General features: G+C 33.6%; 23 protein-coding genes and 1 other RNA gene. 15 read left to right on the forward strand and 9 right to left on the reverse strand.

Features of this window, described 5'->3' with window-relative positions; all coding sequences use genetic code 11:
• Nucleotides 1–3 precede the first annotated feature (3 nt).
• From CVU84_12330 to CVU84_12350, 5 genes are all read left to right on the forward strand, one after another.
• Entirely contained in the window at nucleotides 4–198 is a 195-nt protein-coding gene (locus CVU84_12330) for a hypothetical protein (protein PKM94241.1), read from the forward strand.
• 110 nt (nucleotides 199–308) lie between these two features.
• Entirely contained in the window at nucleotides 309–761 is a 453-nt protein-coding gene (locus CVU84_12335; GenBank protein ID PKM94337.1) for an NAD(+)--rifampin ADP-ribosyltransferase, read from the forward strand.
• Nucleotides 762–1,128: 367 nt separating this feature from the next.
• Nucleotides 1,129–1,524 (forward strand): XRE family transcriptional regulator, encoded by a 396-nt coding sequence (locus CVU84_12340; GenBank protein PKM94242.1) that lies wholly within the window; start codon nucleotides 1,129–1,131, stop codon nucleotides 1,522–1,524.
• A 2-nt stretch (nucleotides 1,525–1,526) separates the two neighbouring features.
• The gene (locus CVU84_12345) at nucleotides 1,527–2,315 is read left to right on the forward strand and encodes a peptidase (GenBank protein ID PKM94243.1); all 789 of its coding nucleotides are present in this window, start codon (nucleotides 1,527–1,529) and stop codon (nucleotides 2,313–2,315) included.
• Nucleotides 2,299–2,928, forward strand: coding sequence for a hypothetical protein (locus tag CVU84_12350; GenBank protein PKM94244.1), 630 nt, complete (start codon nucleotides 2,299–2,301; stop codon nucleotides 2,926–2,928). The genes CVU84_12345 and CVU84_12350 overlap by 17 nt, the downstream gene beginning before the upstream one ends.
• A 424-nt stretch (nucleotides 2,929–3,352) precedes the next feature.
• On the opposite strand, the gene CVU84_12355 is transcribed toward CVU84_12350, so the two are convergent.
• Both CVU84_12355 and CVU84_12360 read right to left on the reverse strand, forming a co-directional pair.
• Nucleotides 3,353–3,964, reverse strand: coding sequence for an NAD(P)H:quinone oxidoreductase (locus CVU84_12355; protein PKM94245.1), 612 nt, complete (start codon nucleotides 3,962–3,964; stop codon nucleotides 3,353–3,355).
• Nucleotides 3,965–4,024: 60 nt separating this feature from the next.
• The gene (locus CVU84_12360; protein PKM94246.1) at nucleotides 4,025–4,471 is read right to left on the reverse strand and encodes a MarR family transcriptional regulator; all 447 of its coding nucleotides are present in this window, start codon (nucleotides 4,469–4,471) and stop codon (nucleotides 4,025–4,027) included.
• A gap of 264 nt (nucleotides 4,472–4,735) precedes the next feature.
• Between CVU84_12360 and CVU84_12365 the strand changes: the two genes are divergently transcribed.
• The 4 genes from CVU84_12365 to CVU84_12380 all read left to right on the forward strand — a co-directional run bounded on the left by CVU84_12365 (nucleotide 4,736) and on the right by CVU84_12380 (nucleotide 8,333).
• Nucleotides 4,736–5,998 carry a glycoside hydrolase gene (locus CVU84_12365; GenBank protein ID PKM94247.1) on the forward strand — a complete coding sequence of 421 codons (1,263 nt, stop codon included), beginning with the start codon at nucleotides 4,736–4,738 and terminating at the stop codon, nucleotides 5,996–5,998.
• 74 nt (nucleotides 5,999–6,072) lie between these two features.
• Nucleotides 6,073–6,498, forward strand: a complete 426-nt coding sequence (locus CVU84_12370) for a hypothetical protein (GenBank protein ID PKM94248.1) — start codon at nucleotides 6,073–6,075, stop codon at nucleotides 6,496–6,498.
• Between the two features lie 116 nt (nucleotides 6,499–6,614).
• A complete protein-coding gene (locus CVU84_12375; GenBank protein PKM94249.1) occupies nucleotides 6,615–7,574 on the forward strand; it encodes a hydroxyacid dehydrogenase in 960 nt (319 codons plus the stop codon).
• A gap of 75 nt (nucleotides 7,575–7,649) precedes the next feature.
• Nucleotides 7,650–8,333, forward strand: a complete 684-nt coding sequence (locus CVU84_12380) for a hypothetical protein (GenBank protein ID PKM94250.1) — start codon at nucleotides 7,650–7,652, stop codon at nucleotides 8,331–8,333.
• A gap of 14 nt (nucleotides 8,334–8,347) precedes the next feature.
• Here CVU84_12380 and CVU84_12385 read toward each other — a convergent pair whose 3' ends face one another.
• Complete coding sequence (locus CVU84_12385) at nucleotides 8,348–9,154, reverse strand: hypothetical protein (GenBank protein PKM94251.1); 807 nt, start codon at nucleotides 9,152–9,154, stop codon at nucleotides 8,348–8,350.
• Nucleotides 9,155–9,539: 385 nt separating this feature from the next.
• On the opposite strand from CVU84_12385, the gene CVU84_12390 reads away from it, so the two are divergent.
• The 3 genes from CVU84_12390 to CVU84_12400 all read left to right on the forward strand — a co-directional run bounded on the left by CVU84_12390 (nucleotide 9,540) and on the right by CVU84_12400 (nucleotide 12,493).
• On the forward strand, nucleotides 9,540–10,310 hold the full coding sequence (locus CVU84_12390; protein ID PKM94252.1) for a cell wall hydrolase: 771 nt from the start codon (nucleotides 9,540–9,542) through the stop codon (nucleotides 10,308–10,310).
• A gap of 178 nt (nucleotides 10,311–10,488) precedes the next feature.
• On the forward strand, nucleotides 10,489–11,976 hold the full coding sequence (locus CVU84_12395) for a threonine synthase (protein PKM94253.1): 1,488 nt from the start codon (nucleotides 10,489–10,491) through the stop codon (nucleotides 11,974–11,976).
• A 13-nt stretch (nucleotides 11,977–11,989) separates the two neighbouring features.
• Nucleotides 11,990–12,493: a flavin reductase gene (locus CVU84_12400; protein ID PKM94338.1), complete on the forward strand. Its 504-nt coding sequence runs from the start codon at nucleotides 11,990–11,992 to the stop codon at nucleotides 12,491–12,493.
• Nucleotides 12,494–12,580: 87 nt separating this feature from the next.
• On the opposite strand, the gene CVU84_12405 is transcribed toward CVU84_12400, so the two are convergent.
• Both CVU84_12405 and CVU84_12410 read right to left on the reverse strand, forming a co-directional pair.
• Entirely contained in the window at nucleotides 12,581–13,462 is an 882-nt protein-coding gene (locus CVU84_12405; GenBank protein ID PKM94254.1) for a cation transporter, read from the reverse strand.
• A 74-nt stretch (nucleotides 13,463–13,536) separates the two neighbouring features.
• On the reverse strand, nucleotides 13,537–15,396 hold the full coding sequence (locus tag CVU84_12410) for an OLD family endonuclease (protein ID PKM94255.1): 1,860 nt from the start codon (nucleotides 15,394–15,396) through the stop codon (nucleotides 13,537–13,539).
• 210 nt (nucleotides 15,397–15,606) lie between these two features.
• Between CVU84_12410 and CVU84_12415 the strand changes: the two genes are divergently transcribed.
• The 3 genes from CVU84_12415 to ssrS all read left to right on the forward strand — a co-directional run bounded on the left by CVU84_12415 (nucleotide 15,607) and on the right by ssrS (nucleotide 18,307).
• On the forward strand, nucleotides 15,607–16,698 hold the full coding sequence (locus CVU84_12415; GenBank protein PKM94256.1) for an HD-GYP domain-containing protein: 1,092 nt from the start codon (nucleotides 15,607–15,609) through the stop codon (nucleotides 16,696–16,698).
• Between the two features lie 188 nt (nucleotides 16,699–16,886).
• Nucleotides 16,887–17,987 (forward strand): HD-GYP domain-containing protein, encoded by a 1,101-nt coding sequence (locus tag CVU84_12420; protein ID PKM94257.1) that lies wholly within the window; start codon nucleotides 16,887–16,889, stop codon nucleotides 17,985–17,987.
• A 146-nt stretch (nucleotides 17,988–18,133) separates the two neighbouring features.
• A non-coding RNA gene (gene ssrS, locus CVU84_12425) (6S RNA) lies at nucleotides 18,134–18,307 on the forward strand.
• A 166-nt stretch (nucleotides 18,308–18,473) separates the two neighbouring features.
• Here ssrS and aroA read toward each other — a convergent pair.
• Genes aroA through CVU84_12445 form a run of 4 tightly spaced genes read right to left on the reverse strand, consistent with a single transcriptional unit; the run spans nucleotide 18,474 to nucleotide 22,989 of the window.
• The gene (gene aroA, locus CVU84_12430; GenBank protein ID PKM94258.1) at nucleotides 18,474–19,748 is read right to left on the reverse strand and encodes a 3-phosphoshikimate 1-carboxyvinyltransferase; all 1,275 of its coding nucleotides are present in this window, start codon (nucleotides 19,746–19,748) and stop codon (nucleotides 18,474–18,476) included.
• Nucleotides 19,749–19,759: 11 nt separating this feature from the next.
• Nucleotides 19,760–20,854, reverse strand: coding sequence for a prephenate dehydrogenase/arogenate dehydrogenase family protein (locus CVU84_12435; GenBank protein PKM94259.1), 1,095 nt, complete (start codon nucleotides 20,852–20,854; stop codon nucleotides 19,760–19,762).
• Nucleotides 20,854–21,867, reverse strand: coding sequence for a 3-deoxy-7-phosphoheptulonate synthase (gene aroF / locus CVU84_12440; protein PKM94260.1), 1,014 nt, complete (start codon nucleotides 21,865–21,867; stop codon nucleotides 20,854–20,856). Before aroF ends, CVU84_12435 begins: the two co-directional genes overlap by 1 nt.
• A 30-nt stretch (nucleotides 21,868–21,897) precedes the next feature.
• Nucleotides 21,898–22,989, reverse strand: a complete 1,092-nt coding sequence (locus CVU84_12445; GenBank protein PKM94261.1) for a histidinol-phosphate transaminase — start codon at nucleotides 22,987–22,989, stop codon at nucleotides 21,898–21,900.
• Nucleotides 22,990–22,995: the final 6 nt, after the last annotated feature.

The raw sequence follows: 22,995 nt of genomic DNA on the forward strand, positions 1-22,995 counted from the left end.
TACTTGCAACGGTTTCATACGTTAAAGCAGAGGAATGAACTTGTGGGAGCAGAATTTAAAGGATTAAAATTTGTTCGAGGAACAATACGTGACTTTATTTTTATCCTTCAAGAACAGCACTTAGATTCGATTCGAATAACTATTAAGAATATGATGAAAACAAATTGGCATAAACATTTTTCAGAACTTAATATATAGAACTAAGCATCCTATAATGTTTATTGATGGCTATTTAAAAAAATATATAACAGACAAATTTGAATTTGCATGGAGGACTTAGTATGAATAAACAAAGAGATTTGCTTGAAATGAACAAAGAGGAAGTGACAGAATTGATTACTATATTGCAGGGCGATGAATCCTTGGACTCAGGACCTTACTACCACGGCACAAAAGCCGACTTGAAAATGGGGGACTTGTTGGAAACCAGCCATAGCTCTAACTATGGCAAACGAAAGAAGGCCAACTACGTCTATCTGACCGCGACACTAGATGCGGCTATGTGGGGAGCTGAACTTGCGGTAGGCGATGAACCCGGTCGGATCTATCGTGTGGAACCCACTGGTACCATTGAGGATGACCCCAATTTGACGGATAAAAAGTTTCCAGGGAACCCAACTAGGTCATACCGCACTCGACATCCACTGAGAATAGTGGGTGAAGTCTTGGACTGGGAGGGACACTCCCCAGAGGAGCTCCAGAAAATGCGGAATCACCTTGACGAGCTTAAACGACTCGGTATCGAGGCAACTAACGACTAACTGCGTGTTAGTCGACAAATTCCAATTTGTTTTGCAAATGAACTCACAAGTTGAACTTCTCATTATGTTTATAATGATTGAGTTTAGTCGATGAAGTTTAGAATATGACAGGATGAACCTTACCATAAGTGAGTGCTATTTTAGGCGAGAATGCAAAGAATAAACTATTACTAGACAGGATAAACTATTAATGTTTTGAAAAGGTTACGAAAGATGATGAATTAATATTGAGTGTTACAAGTTTACTTACTAGACAATATATAACTGATAGCAATGTGCGGAAATGATACAAAACATTGACACAAATGTTTAAATGGTGTAATATAATAGTACAGAGGTTTGATATATTAGAGAAGGAGCGATAGTTATGTTAACGTTTGAGCAATTAGGTCTTAAATTGAAAGAGCATAGAGAAAGCAAAGATTTAAGCCAAAAAGAGTTAGCATCTTTATTATTAGAAAAAGGAATAAATTTGACTAGAGAATCTATTAGTAAAATAGAAAGTGGAAAGCGTTTAGTTAATGCAATTGAGTTGAGAGTAATTGCAGAGACTTTGAATACCAATACTGAAACATTATTAGGTGAGGAAGAAGAAGAGATTAATTTAGTTGGATTATGTAGACGAAATGGTGATATAGAAGTGACAGAAGAAGTTGAGTGGGCTTTAGATGACTTATGGTATTTTATGACAACCATTGCTAGACAAAAGAAGCTATATAAAGGCGAAATTAAGATAGAAAAAAATGAACCGAGTTGGGTGTAATTATGGCTAAAGGATATAGTTTTATTGATTATACTAAAGAAGATAAATTATTAAGGTTGGCAATAAGAGAAAAGGCAGAAGAAACATTAATTAGATATGCAAAGAAAGGCATATCTGATATTTTTGATATTGTAGAAAATGAAGCTGTTCTTTTTGTTAGACCAGAAGAAATTGTTAAGATGTCAGGAGCTACGTTATTTAATGACGGTATGCTTTTGATGTTTATTAATTCTGCTTATACTTTGGGGCATCAAAGGTTTACAGCGGCGCATGAGTTAGGTCATATTGTGTTGCACTTGGAAAAAATTAAAGAAGTACATCTATTAAAAAAAGATGAAACTCTAGAGAGAGAAGCAGATTTATTTGCAACAGAGTTCTTAATGCCCGTTAATGGGGTAACAGAAATGTTCTACAAACTAGTTGATGTAGAGCCATTAGATGTAACTTTAGATGATATCATTATTATGCATAATTACTTTAAAGTCAGCTTTAAAGCAATGTTAAAAAGACTTGTCTATTTAGGCTTATGTGCTGTTGAAAATTATGGAGAGTTAGAAGAATGGTGTAGCTTGGATAAGGCTGAAAGTTTGAGGAAAAAAACAGAACAATTGGGTTATAGTTGTGATTTGATAAGTAAGAATAAAAGGTACTATATTAATAAAGAGTACGAATTTATTTTGATGAAAAATTACAAAAAAGGGGTTATTTCTTTTGCGAAGTATGCAGAGACATTAGATTATATGGGTAAAAGTCCCTTGAAAAAGGGGGATTGGGATGCGAGTAACAACTAAGTTTGAAGCAGCAGTTTCAGATACAGACATACTCATAGATTTATACAGAACGGATACACTAGAGTTATTTAGGTTTCTATTTAGTAAGATTGTAATCCCTAACTACATATACACTAGGGAAATACCGAAATCAGCATCAAAGTTTAAAGATGGTACTTTGTTTGGGCTTAAGAAATACATAGAAGAAAGTAAAGGGTACATTGAAATTGTGAAAGATGATGATATGGCAAAAGAAGAGAGGATATTAAAAAAAGCATTAGTAAATGAAATAAAAGATATTGCAGGTAGGGGAGAAGTGGATTGTGTAAGCCACGCTCATGCAACAGGTATAAAAATTGTTATATCAAATAATCATAGGGAATTTGAATATCTTAATAAACCAATACCACCATTAATTAATACATATGCCATTATGGTGAATTACTATCACATATTAACAATCGCTTATATGCATGAGAAAATTGACAAAGCATTGGCTACAGAATATTATAACAAAATTAATGCTGTAAAAGGTTCTTCACACAGCTTTGGACAAAAGATTGACGAATCCATAGAGTATTTTAGAGTGAACAATTATGCAAAAGTTTTGGAGCTGGAAGATGCTATTGATTAGATAATTAAGATTGCTGAGTTGATAAAAACTGCCGTAAATGAAGTCCGGTGAACCTTACCATAATTAGTGGGCTTTTTTCTGAAGTGGTGATCAGTTGGTCTCTTCAAAAGGGACAAGTTGAATAGGAGCTAGGTTACACAAAGTTAAATAAGCTAAAAACTTGCTGTTTTTATCTAGCAATATATATTACTACTGTTAGTGAAAGTCAAAGACACTTGGGAATAATAAATTTTTATGGATAAGAAATTAGCACCATACAAAGAAAAGGTATAATTATTAAAATTGGAAGCGGCAAAAACACCGTATATATATTGCATTTCCTATAAGTAAACAAAATACCTCCTAGTTTTTATACTAGGAGGTATTTTAGCGGATACCACAGTTGAACCTATGACACCCATATATATTAGGGGAGGGGGGGAGATTAGCTAAATAATTTTTTGGCGATTTCAGCTACATGCTTTCCTTGGAATCTTGCACCGTTGAGTTCAAGTTCACTCGGGAATCTTTCGCCACTTCCACCAGTAACCGTTGAAGCTCCATATGGACTACAGCCATTGATTTCGGTTAAGGTCATTTGCTCTTGAAAAGAGTAAGGTAATCCGACAATTACAAATCCATGATGAAGTAAAGTGGTATGGAAGTTCAAAATAGTTGATTCTTGACCTCCATGTTGGGTTGCAGAAGAAGTAAATACGCTTCCAACCTTACCAATTAATTGTCCTTTAGCCCATAAGCCACCTGTGGAATCTAAAAATGATTTCATTTGAGCAGCCATATTACCGAAGCGAGTTGGTGTACCGAAAATGACTGCATCAGCATTTGCCAAATCATCTAGGGTTACAATAGGAACGTCTTCGAAGGCTTTTTGAGCTTCTAATGCTCCTATTGATTCAAGTATTTCTGTAGTCAAAGTTTCAGGTACTCTACGAAGAATTACCTCAGCGCCTTCAACGCTTGAAGCACCTTCGCTAACTGCTGTTGCCATTTTAAATATATGTCCATAGGTTGAATAAAACAATATTAATACTTTCATAGTAAATCCTCCTTGAAAATGTTGAATAAATTGTATTGTTTCAAAAATTCGATCATTTTATTATGAAACTCCACCTAATTTTTTCATGATATTGATGAGTGACTGTTTTTCTTCTGTAGTGAGAACATTAAATATTTTATTGATATTCTCTATATGGTCCGGAAAAACGGTTTCAAATAGAGTCGTTCCTTTGTTAGTTATGGATACGATAGTGCTTCGACGATCATCTGGGGCAGGATATCTAGAAATGAAGCCGTCTTTTTCTAGATTATCGATAACAACTGTCATGTTGCCACCGGTTGATAGCATCTTTTCTATGATTTCATTTATTCTTAAATCGCCCTTATGATATAAAACTTCTAATACACCAAACTGAGATGCTGTTAAGCCTCCTGCCTTTACTGTGTGCATTTCTTTTCTTCTGACAGTTTGAGTACCACGTGTTAGGGTTACAAGAGCTTTTAGATTTATGTCTGTGGATTCGCCGTAACTCAATTTGTTTTTCATAAAATAAGTATAGTACTAATTAGTAGTAATGTCAATAGTAATTATTATTAAATGATAATAATTATCAAACGCATAGTATAACCTCTTTGTCTCTAGGGGATAGGTTGAAAACTATAATAGGTGATGTGAATGGTCATTTTAGATAAACCGTTTGCGTATAATAGGGAAGAGCTATTATATTTATGAAAGATTTTTTTCTTTATTAATAGGGGGATTTATACTATAATTAAGTAGTAACATTAAATATTTGTAAATGAGGTGCTTATGAAGAAGATATGTTTGTTGATGATGATTGCGCTGATTTTCGCAGGATGTGTGAATAGAAATGTACCTTCAAAAGAAGTTTTATCAGAGGTTAAGGATTCGATAAGGGATGTAGAGCCTAAAGAGATTGTTGTTGGTGTAGATGAGAGGGTTGATGTGATTGTTGATTCGATGAGCTTGGAAGAGAAGGTGGGTCAATTATTTGTTGTTGATTTATTTTCGTATAACAATGATCAGGAAGTTGTTGAGATTTCGGAAGAGTTGGAGAGGAAGTTGCTTGATTTTCCAGTTGGAGGTGTGATCTTTTTTTCTGATAATATTGTGAATAGAGAGCAAGTAATTGGTCTTATAGATAAATTGCAAGAGACAAGTGAAGTTCCGTTGTTTATTTCTATAGATGAGGAAGGTGGTAATGTAAGAAGGCTTGGTAAAAATAGTGAAATGGGGATGACGCCGATTCCCGTGGCTTCAATAATTGGAAATACATTAGATATACATAATGCTTATCAAGTAGGGAAAATATTAGGGAAAGAGCTTAATGCATTGGGGTTTAATATGGATTTTGCACCAGTGGCAGATGTGAATACAAATGAGAGTAATCCAGTGATTGGGGTCAGAGCTTTTTCTAGTGATCCTAGTGCAGTTGGTGATATGGTTTCGGAAGAAATAAAGGGCTTGCAGGAACAAGGAGTAGCAGCAGTTGCAAAACATTTTCCAGGGCATGGGGATACCTCCTCAGATACCCATACGGGGGCAGTATTTGTTAATCATGATAAAAAGAGATTGGATGAAGTCGAACTGATTCCTTTTTCTAAGGCTATCAATGTAGGGGTTAAAGGTATTATGGTGGCGCATATTGCGTTACCTAATATAACGAACAATGATGTTCCAGCTTCGTTATCACAACCTATTATTACCGACATTCTAAGAGAAGAAATGAATTATAATGGGTTGGTTATTACAGATGCATTGAATATGGGTGCAATAACTGATTTGTATGAAGCTGATAAGGCGTGTATTCAAGCACTCGAAGCTGGTGTTGATATATTGTTAATGCCAGAGGATTTTGATTTGGCATATGAAGGAATGATCAAGGCGGTAAAAAGTGGTGAGTTAGCAGAAGAAAGAATTGATATTTCAGTAAAAAGAATAATCAAACTGAAGAGTGAGATTGGTTTATTTGAAAAGAATAGGATCAGACAACCGTTAAGCGTTATTGGCTCGAAAGAGCATTTGGATATTATAAATGAAATCATAAAGTGAGGTGGGCAAGTGTTTGAATATTACCCCCATCTTTGGAAACCATAATTAGACAATGTCTAATTAGGAGGTTTGCAATGTCAGGATTAATCTTTGCTATATTAGCGGGAGCATTAATGGCCATTCAAGGGGTTTTTAATACTAGACTAACAGAAAGCAGTAGTATGTGGGTGGCAAATACCGTCGTTCACTCAACGGGGTTATTACTTTGTATACTACTATGGTTTGTCACTGGGAGACTTCCGTTTGAACCAATTTTAAAAGCAAATAAATTATATTTTCTTGGTGGCTTAATCGGTGCTGTAATTGTTTATACAGTCGTTAAAAGTATTTCGAATCTTGGACCAACAATGTCGGTCATGATTTTTCTAAGCTCACAACTGATTGTTGCATACTTAATAGAGTTATTTGGTATATTTGGAACAGAATCAATTGACTTTGAGTTTAAAAAATTAATTGGAATGGCAATCGTGATAGTAGGGATTATCGTTTTTAAAATATAGGGGTTTTACAACAATTAAACAATGCTTTATAATAGAAGAGTAGGAATGTTTGCTAGCCACTAGGTTAGAGTGTTTCTGCTTTTATTTTTATATAAGCTATCGGAGTGGAGGGAAAAATGAAAATTGTTATTTTAGATGCAAATTCCTTAGGTGGGGATCTTGACTTATCAGTATTTGAAGCATTCGGTGAGCTAAATATTTATGGCTTTACTGATAAAAACGAAGTAATTGAAAGAATCCAAGATGTAGACGTCATTATTACAAATAAGGTACAATTAAATGAAACCAACTTAAAATTTGCAGCAAAGCTCAAATTAATTTGTATTACGGGAACGGGAACAAATAACATTGATAAGAGTTATGCGGTGAAAAATAATATGACGGTATGTAATGTCGTAGATTATTCTACGGAAAGTGTTGCTCAACATACTTTTGCTACCTTGTTTTATTTATACGAGAGTTTAGCCTTTTATGATCATTATATTAAGGAAGGTTTGTACATCAATGATGACAAATACCGACATTTCCAAAAACGCTTCTTTGAACTTAAAGGAAAAACATGGGGAATTATAGGCTTGGGAAATATAGGAAAAAGAGTTGCAGAAATTGCGAGTGTATTTGGATGTAAAGTGATCTACTTTTCTACTTCAGGCAAAAATAGGGATAATAAGTATCCGTTAGTGGACCTCAATACTTTGCTAAGAACTTCAGATGTAGTCTCTATTCATGCACCATTAAACGAGCATACATACAATCTAATTACATTAAAGGAACTAAAGATTATGAAACCCACAGCATATTTATTGAATCTTGGAAGAGGCGGAATTGTTCATGAAGAGGATCTTGCCAAAGCGATAGAAGAGGAAGTTATTCTGGGTGTGGGATTAGATGTGCTTGAAAAAGAACCAATGGATATCGATAATCCATTTATTAAATTGAAGGATAATCCAAGATTATTCATTACGCCTCATGTTGCTTGGGCAAGTGTAGAAGCAAGGAATAGAGTAATAAGTGAAGTTTATAAAAATATAGAAGCCTTTCGCAAGGGTGAACAGCGAAACGTGATAACCAAATAATGCCATCGAAATGCCATCAACATATTGTTGAATATGTGATATAATATATGTGGTAAAAATGATTGGAGGATTCACATGAAAAAATATATACCAATATTAATAATATGCTTACTACTGCTGGGTAGTACGGGTTGTAAAAAACAACCAGAAGCAAAAACCTTGATTCAACAACCAAATACGGTTGCAGAGGATGTTTCTAACCAAGGGGTTGAAAGTACAACGGAAGGTGCTCCAGTAACTGATGTTGCAACTGAGGGTACGATTGTGACAAATGAGGGATTATTAACTGAATTACAAGGATTTGTTGAAAAATTTTATTATAATTTTTTGTTTAAACCACAAGCTGAAAATGGAAAATTGACAGATACAGATATGCAGCTTTTTGCTATTTCATTTATTTATCAATTTGAATACAATGAACTTAGATTTGATTCGGAAAAATTTGTACTTTACATACCTGAGGCAAATGTTACAGAGGTTATAAAAAGGTTTTTTGATTATGATTTTACTACACACAAGTATCCAGAAAATTCGCCTATTACGTATGAAGATGGATATTATTTAATGAAAGCTAGAGATGTGAATTTTGGAGCTAAGCCAGTTATTAAGGAAGCGCTTCAATTATCAGAGCATTCTTATAAGATTGTATTTGGATCTTCAGATGCAAATGTGAAGGAAAAATATGAGGCAATCATTGAGGATCGAGATGGTAGATGGGTAGTAATCAGCTATAAAATTGTCAAAGAAGCTGCAAAGTAAATTACAATGATCATTTAAGAAGGAATATATGGTTTTAAATGTAGTATTTTGTATGGAAGTTTGATTTTCTGGTATATTTGATCGTATAATGTTTTATCAACATTATCTAAATAATTTCTAGGGAAAAGCTTATTTGTAATTTTATAATGTTTTAAATAATCAGCAGCCTTGTTAAAAGCAATGGCTGCTTTTTCTTCGGATGTATATTTCCCGACAATAAAATTACCATTAATATGGATTTTAGTGACATATATGTCTTTGCCTTTAGAAGTTACTTTTTCTACGCCATAATATTTATTGATTACGACAATATTGTGGTATCTCATATTATAAGAATTGCCATCCTTGAAATAAAAATCTCTTCCTTCAACAGAGAAATTCTTAATTCCAAATCTTTGTAGTATGTTAGATTGTATTCCAAAGTCATTCACAAATAAATAACCCATTCTTTTGAAGATTTTATGGGTAGAATAATAAAAAAGATCATCAACATCAAATAATAATTCTTGAGATGGATCAATAAAATACGAGAAGTAGTATTTATGCATATATATTGGGTTTTTTATATAATAACCGTTATCTCTGAAGTTGTGTAAAACAATCCATTTCTCAAAAGAAAGCGTAAGGCTGCTGGTATAGTTGTCATAATTATGCTTTCCTTCTAATAATATATCATTAGCATCTAAATAGGCTTGGTGTGCAGATTGTTCATCTTTAAAACTACCAAGGCTTATATGCTTATTTTTATAGGTAATGGATGCTCGAAAATAAAGTGTTCCATCATGTTTAACGGAAGGGTAAACACCTTTTAAATGGGACATGTTCTTTCACCTCACTTGTATTAATTATATCATAGAGGAGGGATTTATTCAAAAATTGGTGGTAAAAAATCAAGGTTTTTGCTTTCTGAGCCATAAAAGTCATAGGCTTTTGAATAATTAAGAATAATAGGGTTATAATAGTAGACAAATCTAATTTATGTAAAACTATACAAAAAAGATATTCTTATAGGCATATTTACCAATATTATCAATGAATATTTCCGATATATGATAATTTTACATAAAGAAGATGGGAGAATTTTCTGAATAATTTTAAAGACTACCAAAAAAACCGAATTGTTATTGACTATTGAAGGAAGGTCTAATATAATTGGCAACGTCCTGACTTTATTAGGAAAATAAATATGTAAGAAGTTTTAAAATCATGATCTCAATATGGATCAAAAAGGTATTACAAAGGAGTTTTCATATGATTAGATTTAAAAAGCTTTTAGGAAAGATTTTCTTAACAATGAAAAGCTTATCCCCAAAAGCATATACAAAAGGACTTGTTATAGTCTCAGCTGGTATGGTGACAGTTCTTTTGTTAGGAACGAATGGATTTATAGTCAATAGTAAAACAAATCCAGAAAAAGTGATTGATCAAGACGAAAAAGTAGTAGAGGAAGTTGACGCAACGAAATTAGAGCAAACAGCTCAAGAAACGGAACTGCCACAGTCTTCTAATTTAATGAAAGAAGAAGAGGACGTAAAAGCAGTATTCGAGGCAGCATCTCAAGAAACATTAAATGAGAAAGAAATTGTAATTTATACTGAAGAGGATTTCATGGCGTTAGTCAAGATTGTCGAAGCAGAAGCTACTGGCGAAGATGTTAAGGGTAAAATCATGGTGGCTAACGTAGTTCTTAACAGAGTAAAAAGTGATCGATTTCCAAATACTATATATGATGTAGTCTACCAAGAATATAATGGTAGAGCACAGTTTTCTCCAATTGATGATGGCAGAATTGACTCTGTAACATTAACGGACGCGACTTATGAGGCAGTTGAAAGAGCGCTACAAGGAGAAGATTATTCAGAAGGAGCAATGTTTTTTGCTGCTCGTTCTATGGCATCAAGCGGAGCGATGAGCTGGTTTGATAATAGCCTTACAAAGGTCGCCCAATACGGCGTACACGAGTTTTACACATATTAGAGCAGTTCAGTAGAGCAGGTGCTCTACTGAAAAGCCAGTAACAACTTAAGTTGGTACTGGTTTTTTAATTTTCTGGAGTCGATTTTCTTTTCTTAGAGTTGTATAGTAAGCTAAAATGTGGTACTATAAAAACAATTATTTTTGGTATTAACGAATACAAGTAAAGGATGGTTACACTATGACTCAAGTTTTGTATAACAGTACAAGAGGACAAGAAAAAAATATAGAAGCATCTTTAGCAATTGTAAAAGGTTTGGCTTGTGATGGAGGGCTTTTTGTTCCAAATCAATTGCCTAAAATGACAACTTCTATGGAAGCTTTATATGCGATGAATTATCAAGAATTAGCCTATGAAGTAATGAAACATTTTTTAACTGATTTTACAGAGCAAGAGCTTAAAGCTTGTATAGCGAATGCTTATGATGATAAATTTGATACGAAGACAATTGCACCACTTGTAAAAAAAGGGGATGCTTATTACTTAGAATTATTTCACGGGAATACGATTGCATTTAAGGATATGGCGCTATCGATTTTACCATATTTAATGAAAACTGCTGCCAAGAAACAAAATATAGATAATGAAATTGTGATTTTAACTGCAACCTCAGGAGATACTGGGAAAGCAGCACTAGCTGGTTTTGCTAATGTTGAAGGAACAAAGATCATTGTATTTTACCCTAAAGACGGAGTGAGTCCAATTCAAAAACATCAAATGGTAACACAAAAGGGAGAAAATACATACGTTATTGGTATTGAAGGGAATTTTGATGATGCCCAAAATGGTGTTAAGGAAATATTTAATGACGAAGCTTTCGGGAAAGAAGTTGAAGCAAAGGGTTATCAATTTTCCTCTGCAAATTCCATAAATATAGGTAGATTAGTACCTCAAATTGTTTATTATTATTATGCATATACATCACTTGTAAATGCAGGTGATCTAAAAGATGGTGAGCCGATGAATGTAGTTGTACCTACAGGCAATTTTGGCAATATCCTAGCAGCCTATTATGCAAAAGAAATGGGATTGCCTATCGCTAAGTTCATTTGTGCGTCAAATGATAATAAAGTACTATTTGACTTTATAAATACTGGAGTTTATGATAGAAAGAGGGAATTTATTTTGACTAGTTCTCCATCTATGGATATATTAATCTCAAGCAATCTTGAACGACTCATTTATCAGATTTCTAAAGGCAACAGTGACTTAACAGCTAATTTAATGAAAATGTTATCAAAAAATGGTGAGTATACGATTACAGATACGATGAAAGATGGTCTGAAGGATTTCTACGGCGATTATGCATCCGATGAAGAAACCCTTGAAACAATAAAAGCAGTATTTGATAAAACAGATTATTTGCTTGATACACATACAGCAGTAGGGTATGCTGTTTATAAAAAATACAAAGCGGCTACCTCAGATACTACGAAAACTGTTATAGCAGCAACCGCGAGTCCATATAAGTTTACACGAAGTGTTATGTTAGCAATTGATAAAGAATATGATAAATATAGCGATTTTGAACTTATAGAAAAGATGGAAGAATTATCACAGGTAAACGTACCAAATGCTATAAAAGAAATCTTATCGGCAGAGGTGCTTCATCGAATGGAATGTACGAAAGAACAAATGAAAGAAAAAATAAATAAAATCCTAAACTAAAAAAGAGGTGATTATAATAAAGGATATAGCGTTTAATGATAAGCTAAAGGAAGTAATGGAGCAATTGGGAAAGGGCGCTTTCTTAACGGTTAAGGTTGGAGAGGAAGTCAATACGATGACAATTGGTTGGGGTATGGTTGGGCTAATCTGGAACAAGCCAATTTTCCAAGTTCTTGTCAGAGAGTCAAGACATACTTACGATTTGCTTGAACGTAGTGAAGACTTTACTGTGAGCTTGCCAATTGGTAAGAATATGAAGGAAGCCCTTGCTTTTTGTGGTAGTACTACAGGGAAGAATATTAACAAGCTTGAACAATCCCTTGTAACAACTAAGAATAGTAAAAAGGTAAAGACTCCAATTATAGGTGAGTGCAATCTCCATTTTGAATGTAGAATACTTGCAAAACATAAACTTGTAGAAGATCAAATTGGAACTGATTTAGGTGTCCTGTTTTATGATAACGCGGATTACCATACCATGTATTATGGAGAAATTGTTGCTTGTTACGAAACATAATTATGAAGGGGCTACTTCAAAAGAGAATTTAATTCTGTTTTGAGGTAGCCCCTTAAGTTATGATTGATTAAGATGGTATTCATATGCTTATGTCATTTGTTCAGGGTGAAATTGTGCTGGATTAACATGGACAACTACATCATCAACATCATCTAATGCCATAAGCTCAAATTTGATTTTATCCGATATTTCATGTCCTTCAAATACGGTTAAGTTAGCATCAATTGATACCTTAACGATTAATAAGAACTTTAAGCCGATTGGTTTAGAAATAATTGCATCAATATGTTCTACGCCTGTTATTTGATTAAGGATATTAGCCATTTTAGTCATAAGTGTAGGGTTGATATTTGTATCCATTAAAACAGAATATGCATCGGTGAATATTCTTACACCTGTGTATGCAATCCAAAAGGAAATTAATATCCCAGCAATTCCATCAACAAATGGAATGTTGTAGTAACCAGATAGGATTCCGATGAGGGTTACCAACGATACAAATACATCGTTTCTATGATCTTGCGCATTTGCCATTGCCAGAAGGCTATTGTATTTTTTACCAATCGATTTCGCAAATATAAATAAGGATATTTTAACGATAATTGTTCCAATTGCAACGACAACTAGCCAGTTAGAATATTGGAACTTGTTTTCTGCGCTTAATGAGTTAAAAGCACTTCTGAAAATAGAAAATGCTACAAGCAGAAGGGAGAAACTAATGATCATTGCAAATATATATTCAGCCTTTCCATGTCCATAAGGATGATCCTTATCTCCAGGTTTGGAGGATATTTTATTTCCAATATATGTCATTAGAGAAGCAAACACGTCGCCTGCGCTATTTAATCCATCAGCTATCATAGCTTGACTATTTGATGTAAATCCAACAATCAATTTTGAAAGTAACAATACTATATTTCCTAGCATGCCAAGAATGGCTACTTTTGTAATTTCTTTGTGCTTTTGCATAAGGTTCACTCCGTATATCAATCTACCTTTTTAGTATTATTACATAATAAGCTATTTGTTGGAAACATACAAGCTTATTTCTTTCGGTTTTCAAAATAAACAAAGGAATCAATGGTATCTAATATATCTTTGAATTCTTCTCTTGGCGCTATTTTAATATATTCTTTTAATATTCGGTTTTGTTCTTCGCGAGATTTGTACCTTCCATAGAATATATCAAAAAGATTATGGCCCCTAATATAAATTTTAATCGTTTCCATGTTATTTTTGAGATCTTCAATGGTGCTAATTTTAACGCCTGTTTTTTCTACCATAATCTTTGCACTTCTTAGATTAAAAATGTATTGTTGGTATCTAGAAAAGAGAATTGTATAAAAATCTTCTTCTTTACTTATGATCCCAAGCTGGGTCATGATCGTTGGATTAAGAAAATAATTTTCGAAGGAGTAATATTTTAGAATCAGTACATTTCTTGGTGTAATACGTGGAATTTTAGCGTCATCATCATGCATTCGTTTAAAATAATAACTACACAACTGCTCAGTTAGAAAATTTGGATCTTTGCCATCACTATCTCTAATCATTAAAAAATTATCTTTTAAATAGGTTTGATTAATATACTTAAGGTTTGCATAGGTTCTAATGTTAGTACAGCTATTTGTGGGAATGATAGCAATCCGATTAAGATTATCTTGTTCATCTCTAATTTCTGAGTAATATTGATCGAGTATTAGGGGTAGCCTATTTCGATCATCCTTTCCTTCAACAATGAATGCAAAGTTTACATTCATTAAATCATTTGCGTTATATCCCAAATCTTCTAAAATAACATCAAGGTTCGTTGTTTCATTTATTGTTGTATGGTGATTTTGATTTAATAGAACTTGTTTAATTTGCTTAGCGGAAAAGTTGAACAACATTGAGGGTGAATGAGTAGTAAAAATAACTTGATTTTTTTTGGAAAGCTTATACAAAATTTCACTCGTAATCTTTTGAAGTTCAGGATGTAAATGAAGTTCTGGTTGGTCAACTAAAATGATACTGCTAACCTTACTCTCTACATCTAAATAGGCTTGAAAGAGAGAAAGGATATATAAGCTTTTCATACTAGTGGAGGCTTGCTGTATGGGCACTTGATGAGGGTTGTTTAAGCTTTTTGCAACTGTATTAATTTTGAGCATTTGAGAGATATCAAAGTTGAATTTATAATGGATCTCGTATTGTTCTCCATAACTTTTTTGGAAATATTTATTAATACCATCTTCATATTTTTTAATATTAGCGCTGTAAAGCTTATGTTTTACCAATAGAAGACTTTCATAAAGAGTTAATGCCTCCGGAGATTTTCTGTTTATGAGTGGAATACAATTAAAACAATCATTGCATTTTTTGCCTTTATCAAATTGACACAAATTATTTTTTACTTCGTCTAAGTCAGTGAAATTTTGAAGGTCTAAAAAGGTATCATTGAGTAAATCAAAGCTTCTGCCTTCATCAACTATATATAGTGAAGGGATTAGCTCTTGAATATAGGCATTGTTGTTTTGAATACCGTCATAGTATTTTTTGCTACCATCAGTATGGATTTTACAGCCTATGTAGACAGATTGATCAGCAAAGGAGGGTATTTTTTTTGTGAAGTCCTCCAACCATTTATCATAATTTTTAAGCTTACTAATCTTTCTAAGGTGATGTAATTCAATTAGATCTTCATTAGATAGTTCCAAGGTCAAATTAATTTCTATATTTTTATTTCGCTGATTGAAATCAAAGGGGGAGATAACATATTGAGATGACATTGCACGTATTGCACTTAAAATTGAGCTTTTACCTGTATTATTTTTACCTACTAAAATCAAGGTATTTTCAATATCGGTTATCGTCATTTCTTCAATAGACTTAAAGTTTTTTATTTGCAAGGTTGTGATTTTCATTTTGGCACCTCGTTGGTTGATTTTTGAAGGTTTATAGTTTATTGTAGCTCTTTTTTTGGGGATTGGGAAGTGCTATTTTGATGAATTCGGTTTATTTTTATTAGGTCAAATATATCAAAACTTGAAAAAAAAAGTACTTTAGTATATAATAAACATATCTATGGTTATTATAAGATGTTTTGGACGAAAAAAGTACTATGGGGGTAACTTATGCGGTACGTGCCAATATCTTGCTTGAGAGAAGGTATGATTGTTGCAAAAAGCCTATACAATACCAATAATAAGTTATTGGTAAGAAGAGGTTTTCCAATTAAGCAGGCATATCTTGAACGGATAAAGAGCCTTGGCTATCAAGGGGTTTATATTGATGATGATTTGTCTGAGGGAATAGAAATCAAAGATATTATTAGTCATGAACTAAGAAGGACAACTGTATATGCTATAAAAGATGTCTTTTCTGCGATGAACATGTCAAAGGATAGTGCTTCTAAAAGTGTTTCTAATAAATTGGATAACACCAAAAAACTAATCGAAAATATCGTTTATGATATTATTAATAATAAAAACGCAATCGTAAATATGGTAGATATTAAAATGTTTGATGAATATACTTTTTATCATTCCGTTAATGTCGCAATACTTTCTATCGCACTAGGACAAGGACTAAAGCTCACAGAAAAGGAATTATACGACCTAGGACTTGCTGCAGTTTTGCATGATATTGGGAAGGTTTATATAGATAAAGATATTTTACTAAAAAATGGTGAATTAACACAAGAAGAGTTTGAAACAGTTCAGATGCATTCAGAATTTGGGTATAGGCACTTAAGAAATTCATATGAAATCCCAATAGCTTCTTATGTAGGTGTATTGCAGCACCATGAGAAATATGATGGAACAGGCTATCCTCAAAAAAAACAAAAGGAAGAAATATCACTATTTGGAAGGATTATTTGTATCGCTGATGTCTATGATGCAATTACCTCAAATAGGCCGTATAGAAAGGCTATGCTACCATCTGAAGCTATGGAATATATAATGGCAAATAGTGGGACTATGTTTGACAGTAATATCGTAAAAATGTTTATCAATAAAATTGCAGCATATCCAATTGGAACGATGGTTAAATTAAGCAATGGTGTGGAAGCTCTTGTAGTAGAAAATAATAATATTACACCTCTTAGACCAGTAGTGAAAATTTACAAAGATGAAAAAGGCGAGCAGATGTTCACTCCCTATATAATTAATTTGGGAGATATGAGTACATCAAAAAATATTACAATTGTCGAATTGGTTTACTAGTCATAATATGACTTTTGTCGCCAAGGATGTATTTAATAATGCATCCTAGTACATAATTACTATTAACAATATCTGAGAATATGATATATTTAACCGTAGCGAATGCGGAGGTTTTGTAACATTGACAAGATGAAGTTTTTGATTTTGTATCCAATCGACCATGAATGATAGAATATAGGAGCGATTTTATGAGATATGTACCAGCTGACGGACTAGTTGAAGGAATGGTGATTGGAAAGAGCCTTTATGATAAAAATCATAATTTGCTGCTCAGTAAGGGAAGCATTATTCAGACTGCATATGTTCAAAGAATAAAAAACTTGGGATATCAAGGTGTATATATAGATGATGAAATTTCCGCCGACATAGAGATCAAAGATATTATAAATGATGAAATAAGAATGAAGATGATTCAAACTGTCAAAGATGTTTGCATACATTCAAATGAAGGTCCAAAGACTAAAAAATCAAGTAAAGACACGATTGAAAAAAAGCTTGATATAACTAAGCAACTAATAGCAACCATTGTAGAGCAATTGCTCATTAATAAGGATACAATGGTTAATTTGATCGACCTAAAATTTTTCGATGACTATACATATTTCCATAGTGTTAATGTTGCGGTTCTTTCAGTTGTGATTGGAGTAGGCCTTGGATTAGATAAAGAAGAGCTTTACAATCTTGGCCTTGGAGCAATTTTACATGATATGGGTAAGATATTTATTGACAAGGATGTAGTGAATAAGCCGAGTAAATTAACTGTTGCTGAATACGAAGAAATAAAAAGGCATTCAGAATTTGGTTATAAATATTTGAAAGAAACTTATCAAATCCCTACTGCTTCCTATATTGGAGTATTACATCATCATGAAAAATATGATGGTAGTGGATATCCATCTAACGTTTCTAAGGATTCCATTTCATTAATTGGGAGAATCATATGCATAGCTGATGTTTATGATGCACTCATTTCAAATCGGCCTTATAGAGCGGCCTTATTACCTTCTGAAGCAATGGAATATATCATGGCAAATGGTGGGCTAATGTTTGATGTAAACATTACCAAAGTATTTGCTAGAAAAGTGGCTCCATTTCCTGTTGGAACGTATGTTAAGTTGAGTAATGGGTATACAGGCATCGTAGCTGAAAACTTTGAAGAGGCATGTATGAGGCCGAGTGTAAAAATAATTCTTGATCCTGAAGGCAAGAAGATAATGCCGCGATTTATTAATCTTAAAGATGATAGAAATCTAAGAGCAGTGACAATAACTGCTGTCAATAATATTTAAAAAAATTGTATTTTTATTATGAAATTGCACATACTATTTTTATTGTATTTGGCATTGTGATTTTCTGATTTACGAAAGAACCACAAATTGACATGTTGAAATTTGTTGCAGTTTATGTTATAATCGTTTTAAGAAACACAGTTGGTAATAACCTGGGATGTACGATAAACCTTATTTTGAACCTACATTATTTATAAGGGAGCTTTATATCGCATATCGGATGTCATGCCCTCAATGCTGGGGAAGACAATAGATATGTTGCGAGCACCCACCTGGCTATGCTAGGGGTCAAAATTGGGTAACGGCATTCTGGGAAAGAACTTCAAAGTTGATAATATTAATTAAAAACCACACGCTAAGCGTGTGGTTTTGTATTTGTATCCAGTAGGAAAGTTCTACTTTCCACGAAGCATAGAACAAAGCGTTAGATAGCATTAATGTTACGTAACACGCTGACAAGCGCTTTGTTCTTGATTTTTTTTATTACTAGAATAAGCTTTTAATGTCTTCAAAAAAGGTAGGATAGGATATATCTATACATCTACTATTCATAAGGGTAGTAGTAGACATTGCATTTAGAGCAGCTATCGTAAGTGACATCGCTACTCGGTGATCATGATAACTATCCACGACAGCCCCTTGTAATGGGTTTCCACCTTCAATAATCATCCCATCATCAGTACCCAAAATATCAACACCCATTTTCTTGAGTTCATTAACCATTGTATCTATCCTGTTTGTTTCTTTCACTTTTAGCTCTGCTGCATCCTTGATTATTGTTTTACCTTCTGCTAAAGCAGCAGCGATTGCAATAATAGGGATTTCATCTATAAGTGAAGGAATGATGCTACCTTCAACAATGGTACCTTTAAGTCTGCTAGATCTAACGATGATATCAGCCACTTTTTCACCACTGATATATCTAATATTATCTAGTTCAATCTGTCCTTCCATGTTTTGGAGAACGTGAATGATCCCATCTCGTGTTGGATTAATTCCAACATCTTTAATTATAATCTCGGAATTTTTTGAAATTAATCCAGCAACCATAAAGTAAGCGGCAGAGGATATATCTGAAGGTACGATTACTTCTTGAGCAAATAACTCTTCTACTGGGTTACATATTACTTTTGTCCCGTTAACTTGGATGTTTCCACCAAAGTGGTTGAGTAGGAGCTCAGAATGGTTTCGTGATGTAAATGGTTCAACTATAGTAGTCACGCCAGTAGTATATAGTGAGGCCAACATGATAGATGATTTGACTTGCGCACTAGAAACAGGGGAAACATAATCAATATTAATAAGCTGTGAGGGCTGTATGTAAAGAGGAGCAAGATTATTTTCATGTATACTCTTAATGTTACCATTCATTTTTGTAAGTGGTTGAATAATTCTTCCCATAGGTCTTTTGATAATTGAGGAATCACCAGTTATGGAACAATCAAAGTCTTGGCCACAGAGTAACCCTGACATGAGTCGCATAGTTGTTCCGCTATTACCAACATCTAAAATTTGTTCAGGTTTCTTCAAACCATGTAGACCATTTCCTTTTACACTTACAGTTTTTTGATTAATACCAATTGAAACTCCCATTTGTTGGAAACATCTAATGGTTGATAAACAATCTTCCCCCATTAGAAAGTCTTTTATAAGAGTATGCCCCTTTGCAACAGAGCCTAACATAACAGCTCTATGAGAGACGGATTTGTCACCAGGTACTTTAATTTCTCCCTTTAATCGATTTACTGGATTGATTTTCATTATTATGCCTCCTAACGTTTGTATACAACGTAATTCATATCATTTAGAACTTCAATACTTTTTTCAAGACAAGTTTCATCATAAAATACAATTTCAAGTACACCACTAGTATGCTCACGGTTATTTATAATACCAATATTTTTAATGCTAATTTCATGATTACTCAAAAGAGTAGCTATTTGCGCTATAATACCGGGTTCATCTACAACATCAACAGTAACAGAATAGGATTGTAAAAGTGCACCAGAAGTCTTTTCTTGAAAAGATTCTCTATATTCTCTAGCACCTTCAAAAAAATCATAAATGTCATGCTGGTTTCCACTTTGAATGGATTTCATTATAGTATCGATATCCTCTTTAAAATGCTTTAATATTTTCACGATGTTGTCTTTGTTGGTAAGACAGATTTGTTGCCACATTACAGGAGAAGACGAAGCAATTCTAGTAATATCTTTAAAACCTCCAGCTGCTAACGTATGTAAATATCCTTCGTCAGAATCAAGGGTTTTAACCATATTAACAAGTAATGCAGCGATGACATGAGGAACATGACTTATCGTTGCAGTAACAAGATCATGTTGATCTGGAGAAATAACAACGGGTAAGGCTTTAATTCCTTTAATCAAATCATATAATATACGCGTTTTAAGTTTATCGGTATCATCAATTGGTGTTAATATATAATATGCATTCTCAAAAAGGTGAGCAGTTGCAGCTGCATATCCATATTTATCTGAACCAGCCATAGGATGGCCTCCTATAAAAGTGCAAGGAGATTTGTGTTTATTGATTTCTTCTATAATATTTTCTTTTGTACTGCCAACATCTGTTATGATACAATCCGGATGAACGATTTGAACTAATTTGTTATATGCTTCAATATTAACATTAACTGGACAGCACAAAAAAATGATAGAACACTCTTTAAAGTGTTCATCAATTCCCTCAGCACAGACATCAACAATATTATCCTGATTAGCTAAAGTCAAGGATAATTTGTCAATATCAAATGCAATTATTTGTTTAGCTAAATTATTTTTTTTAATTGCCTTAGCAATTGAGCCACCTATCAATCCTAAGCCAATAAAGCCAACTTGATCAATCATTAGAAATGCTTTCCTACAAGAGCAGCATATGGACGTAACTCTTCACATAAAGTTTCAAAAGCAGCAGGAGTTAAAGATTGTGGTCCATCAGATAGTGCTGTTGCTGGATTAGGATGCACTTCTATCATTAAGCCATCTGCGCCTGAAGCAATAGATGCCTTGGATAATGGGTTTACAAGCTCTCTAATACCTGTAGCATGACTAGGATCAACAATAATAGGTAGGTGACTCTTTGTCTTAATGATCGGTACAGCGCTTAAATCTAAGGTATTTCTAGTTGCTGTTTCAAAGGTTCTAATTCCTCTTTCGCAAAGTACAACGTTTTGATTTCCTTCGCTCATAATATATTCTGCAGCATTAAGCCACTCTTCAATAGTAGCAGATAAACCTCGTTTTAATAAAACTGGAATATTTGTCTTTCCAACTTCCTTTAGAAGGTAGAAATTTTGCATGTTTCTTGCACCAATTTGAAGCATATCAACATACTTAGCGGCTGTTTCAACGGCTTGCAAGCTAGTTACCTCACATACGATTGCAAGACCAGTTTCTGCTCTTGCAGCTGCCATAAGCTTAAGACCGTCCTCCTCTAAGCCTTGAAAGGAATAAGGAGAGGTACGTGGCTTATAAGCGCCACCTCTTAAAATACATGCGCCAGCTTTTTTGATAGCTCTAGCAGTTTGAATAACTTGGTCTTCGGTTTCAACCGCACAAGGACCAGCCATAATTATGAAATGGTCACCACCAATTTTGTAACCACCTATATCAATTACTGAATAGTCAGCATGAAATTGTTTGTTGGCTAACTTATAACTTTCAGTTACTTGAACAATTTTATCAACACCATCAAGTAGGGTAATATTAGTTGCCAATAGTCTGCTTTTGTCACCAATAACACCAATTATCGTTACTTGAGCTCCACGTGATAAATTTGTTTGTAAACCTCTTTCTTCAACGATAGAAATAACATTCATAACGGCTTTATCAGAGACGTTAGGCTTCATTACAATAATCATTTTATGTTCCTCCTAATAAAATCTGTACATCTATGACATTTGGATAAATTCTTCAACTAGTTCAAAGAAACGCTCCATTTGCTCAATGGTTCCTAAAGTAACGCGTTGATAAGTATTCATTCCAAAGTAAAAACCAGGTCTTACAATAACCCCTTTTTGCTGAAGCTGATTAAAGAGCTCCATACTTGGAAGTTTACAATCTATCATGATGAAATTTCCAAAGGTTTCAATATATGGAAGGCCTAATTCTTGGCATTTCTTATAAGTATATTGTTTGGAAGCTTCATTTAATTGAAAGCTTGCATTCACAAATTCTTGTGCGTCAAGACTAGCACGTGCAGCTTCTTGGGCTTGTGTTGTAACATTAAATGGACCTCTTAGGCGATTCATATATCCAATGATTTCTTTTGTAGATATACCATAGCCGATTCTCAGTGAAGCCAATCCATACATCTTTGAAAAAGTACGAAGTAAAATAATATTATCGTAGTCTTTCATGATAGAAAGGGTATTAGGAAAGCTATCATCTGCTATATATTCATTATAAGCTTCATCCCAAACAACCAATATATGTTTAGGTACTTTTTTCATAAAGCTCACTTGCTCATCCTTTGTAACGATTGTTCCAGTAGGGTTATTTGGATTTGATATAAAAATTACCTTAGTACGTTCATTAATCTTATCCAATATTCCAGCTAAGTCATAGGTGTGGTTTTTTAAAGGCACTTCAATCATCACACCACCCATTGATACAACAGCTGCCTTATATTGTGGAAAGCTTGGAGTACATGTGATTGCTTCATCACCTTGAGTGACAAAGGTTTTACCAATGATAGCGATGACTTCGTCAGAACCACATCCAAAAATCAATTGATCAGATGCAATATTAAGCTTCAGTGATAAAGCACTGCGAAGAGTAGAACAATTACCATCTGGATAAAGGGAAGGGGATTCTAAAGATTTAATTACTGCAGCTTTTGCTGCTTCTGAGCATCCCAATGGGTTTTCATTGGAAGCGAGCTTAATGACATCATCTAAACCATATTCTCTTTTTACATCGTCAATTGGTTTTCCGGGCACATAAGGTGTTAATAATTGAACTTCTTTTCTACATTCTATCATTTCATC

It is taken from the genome of Firmicutes bacterium HGW-Firmicutes-1, from assembly GCA_002841625.1.
GTDB lineage: Bacteria > Bacillota > Clostridia > Lachnospirales > Vallitaleaceae > HGW-1.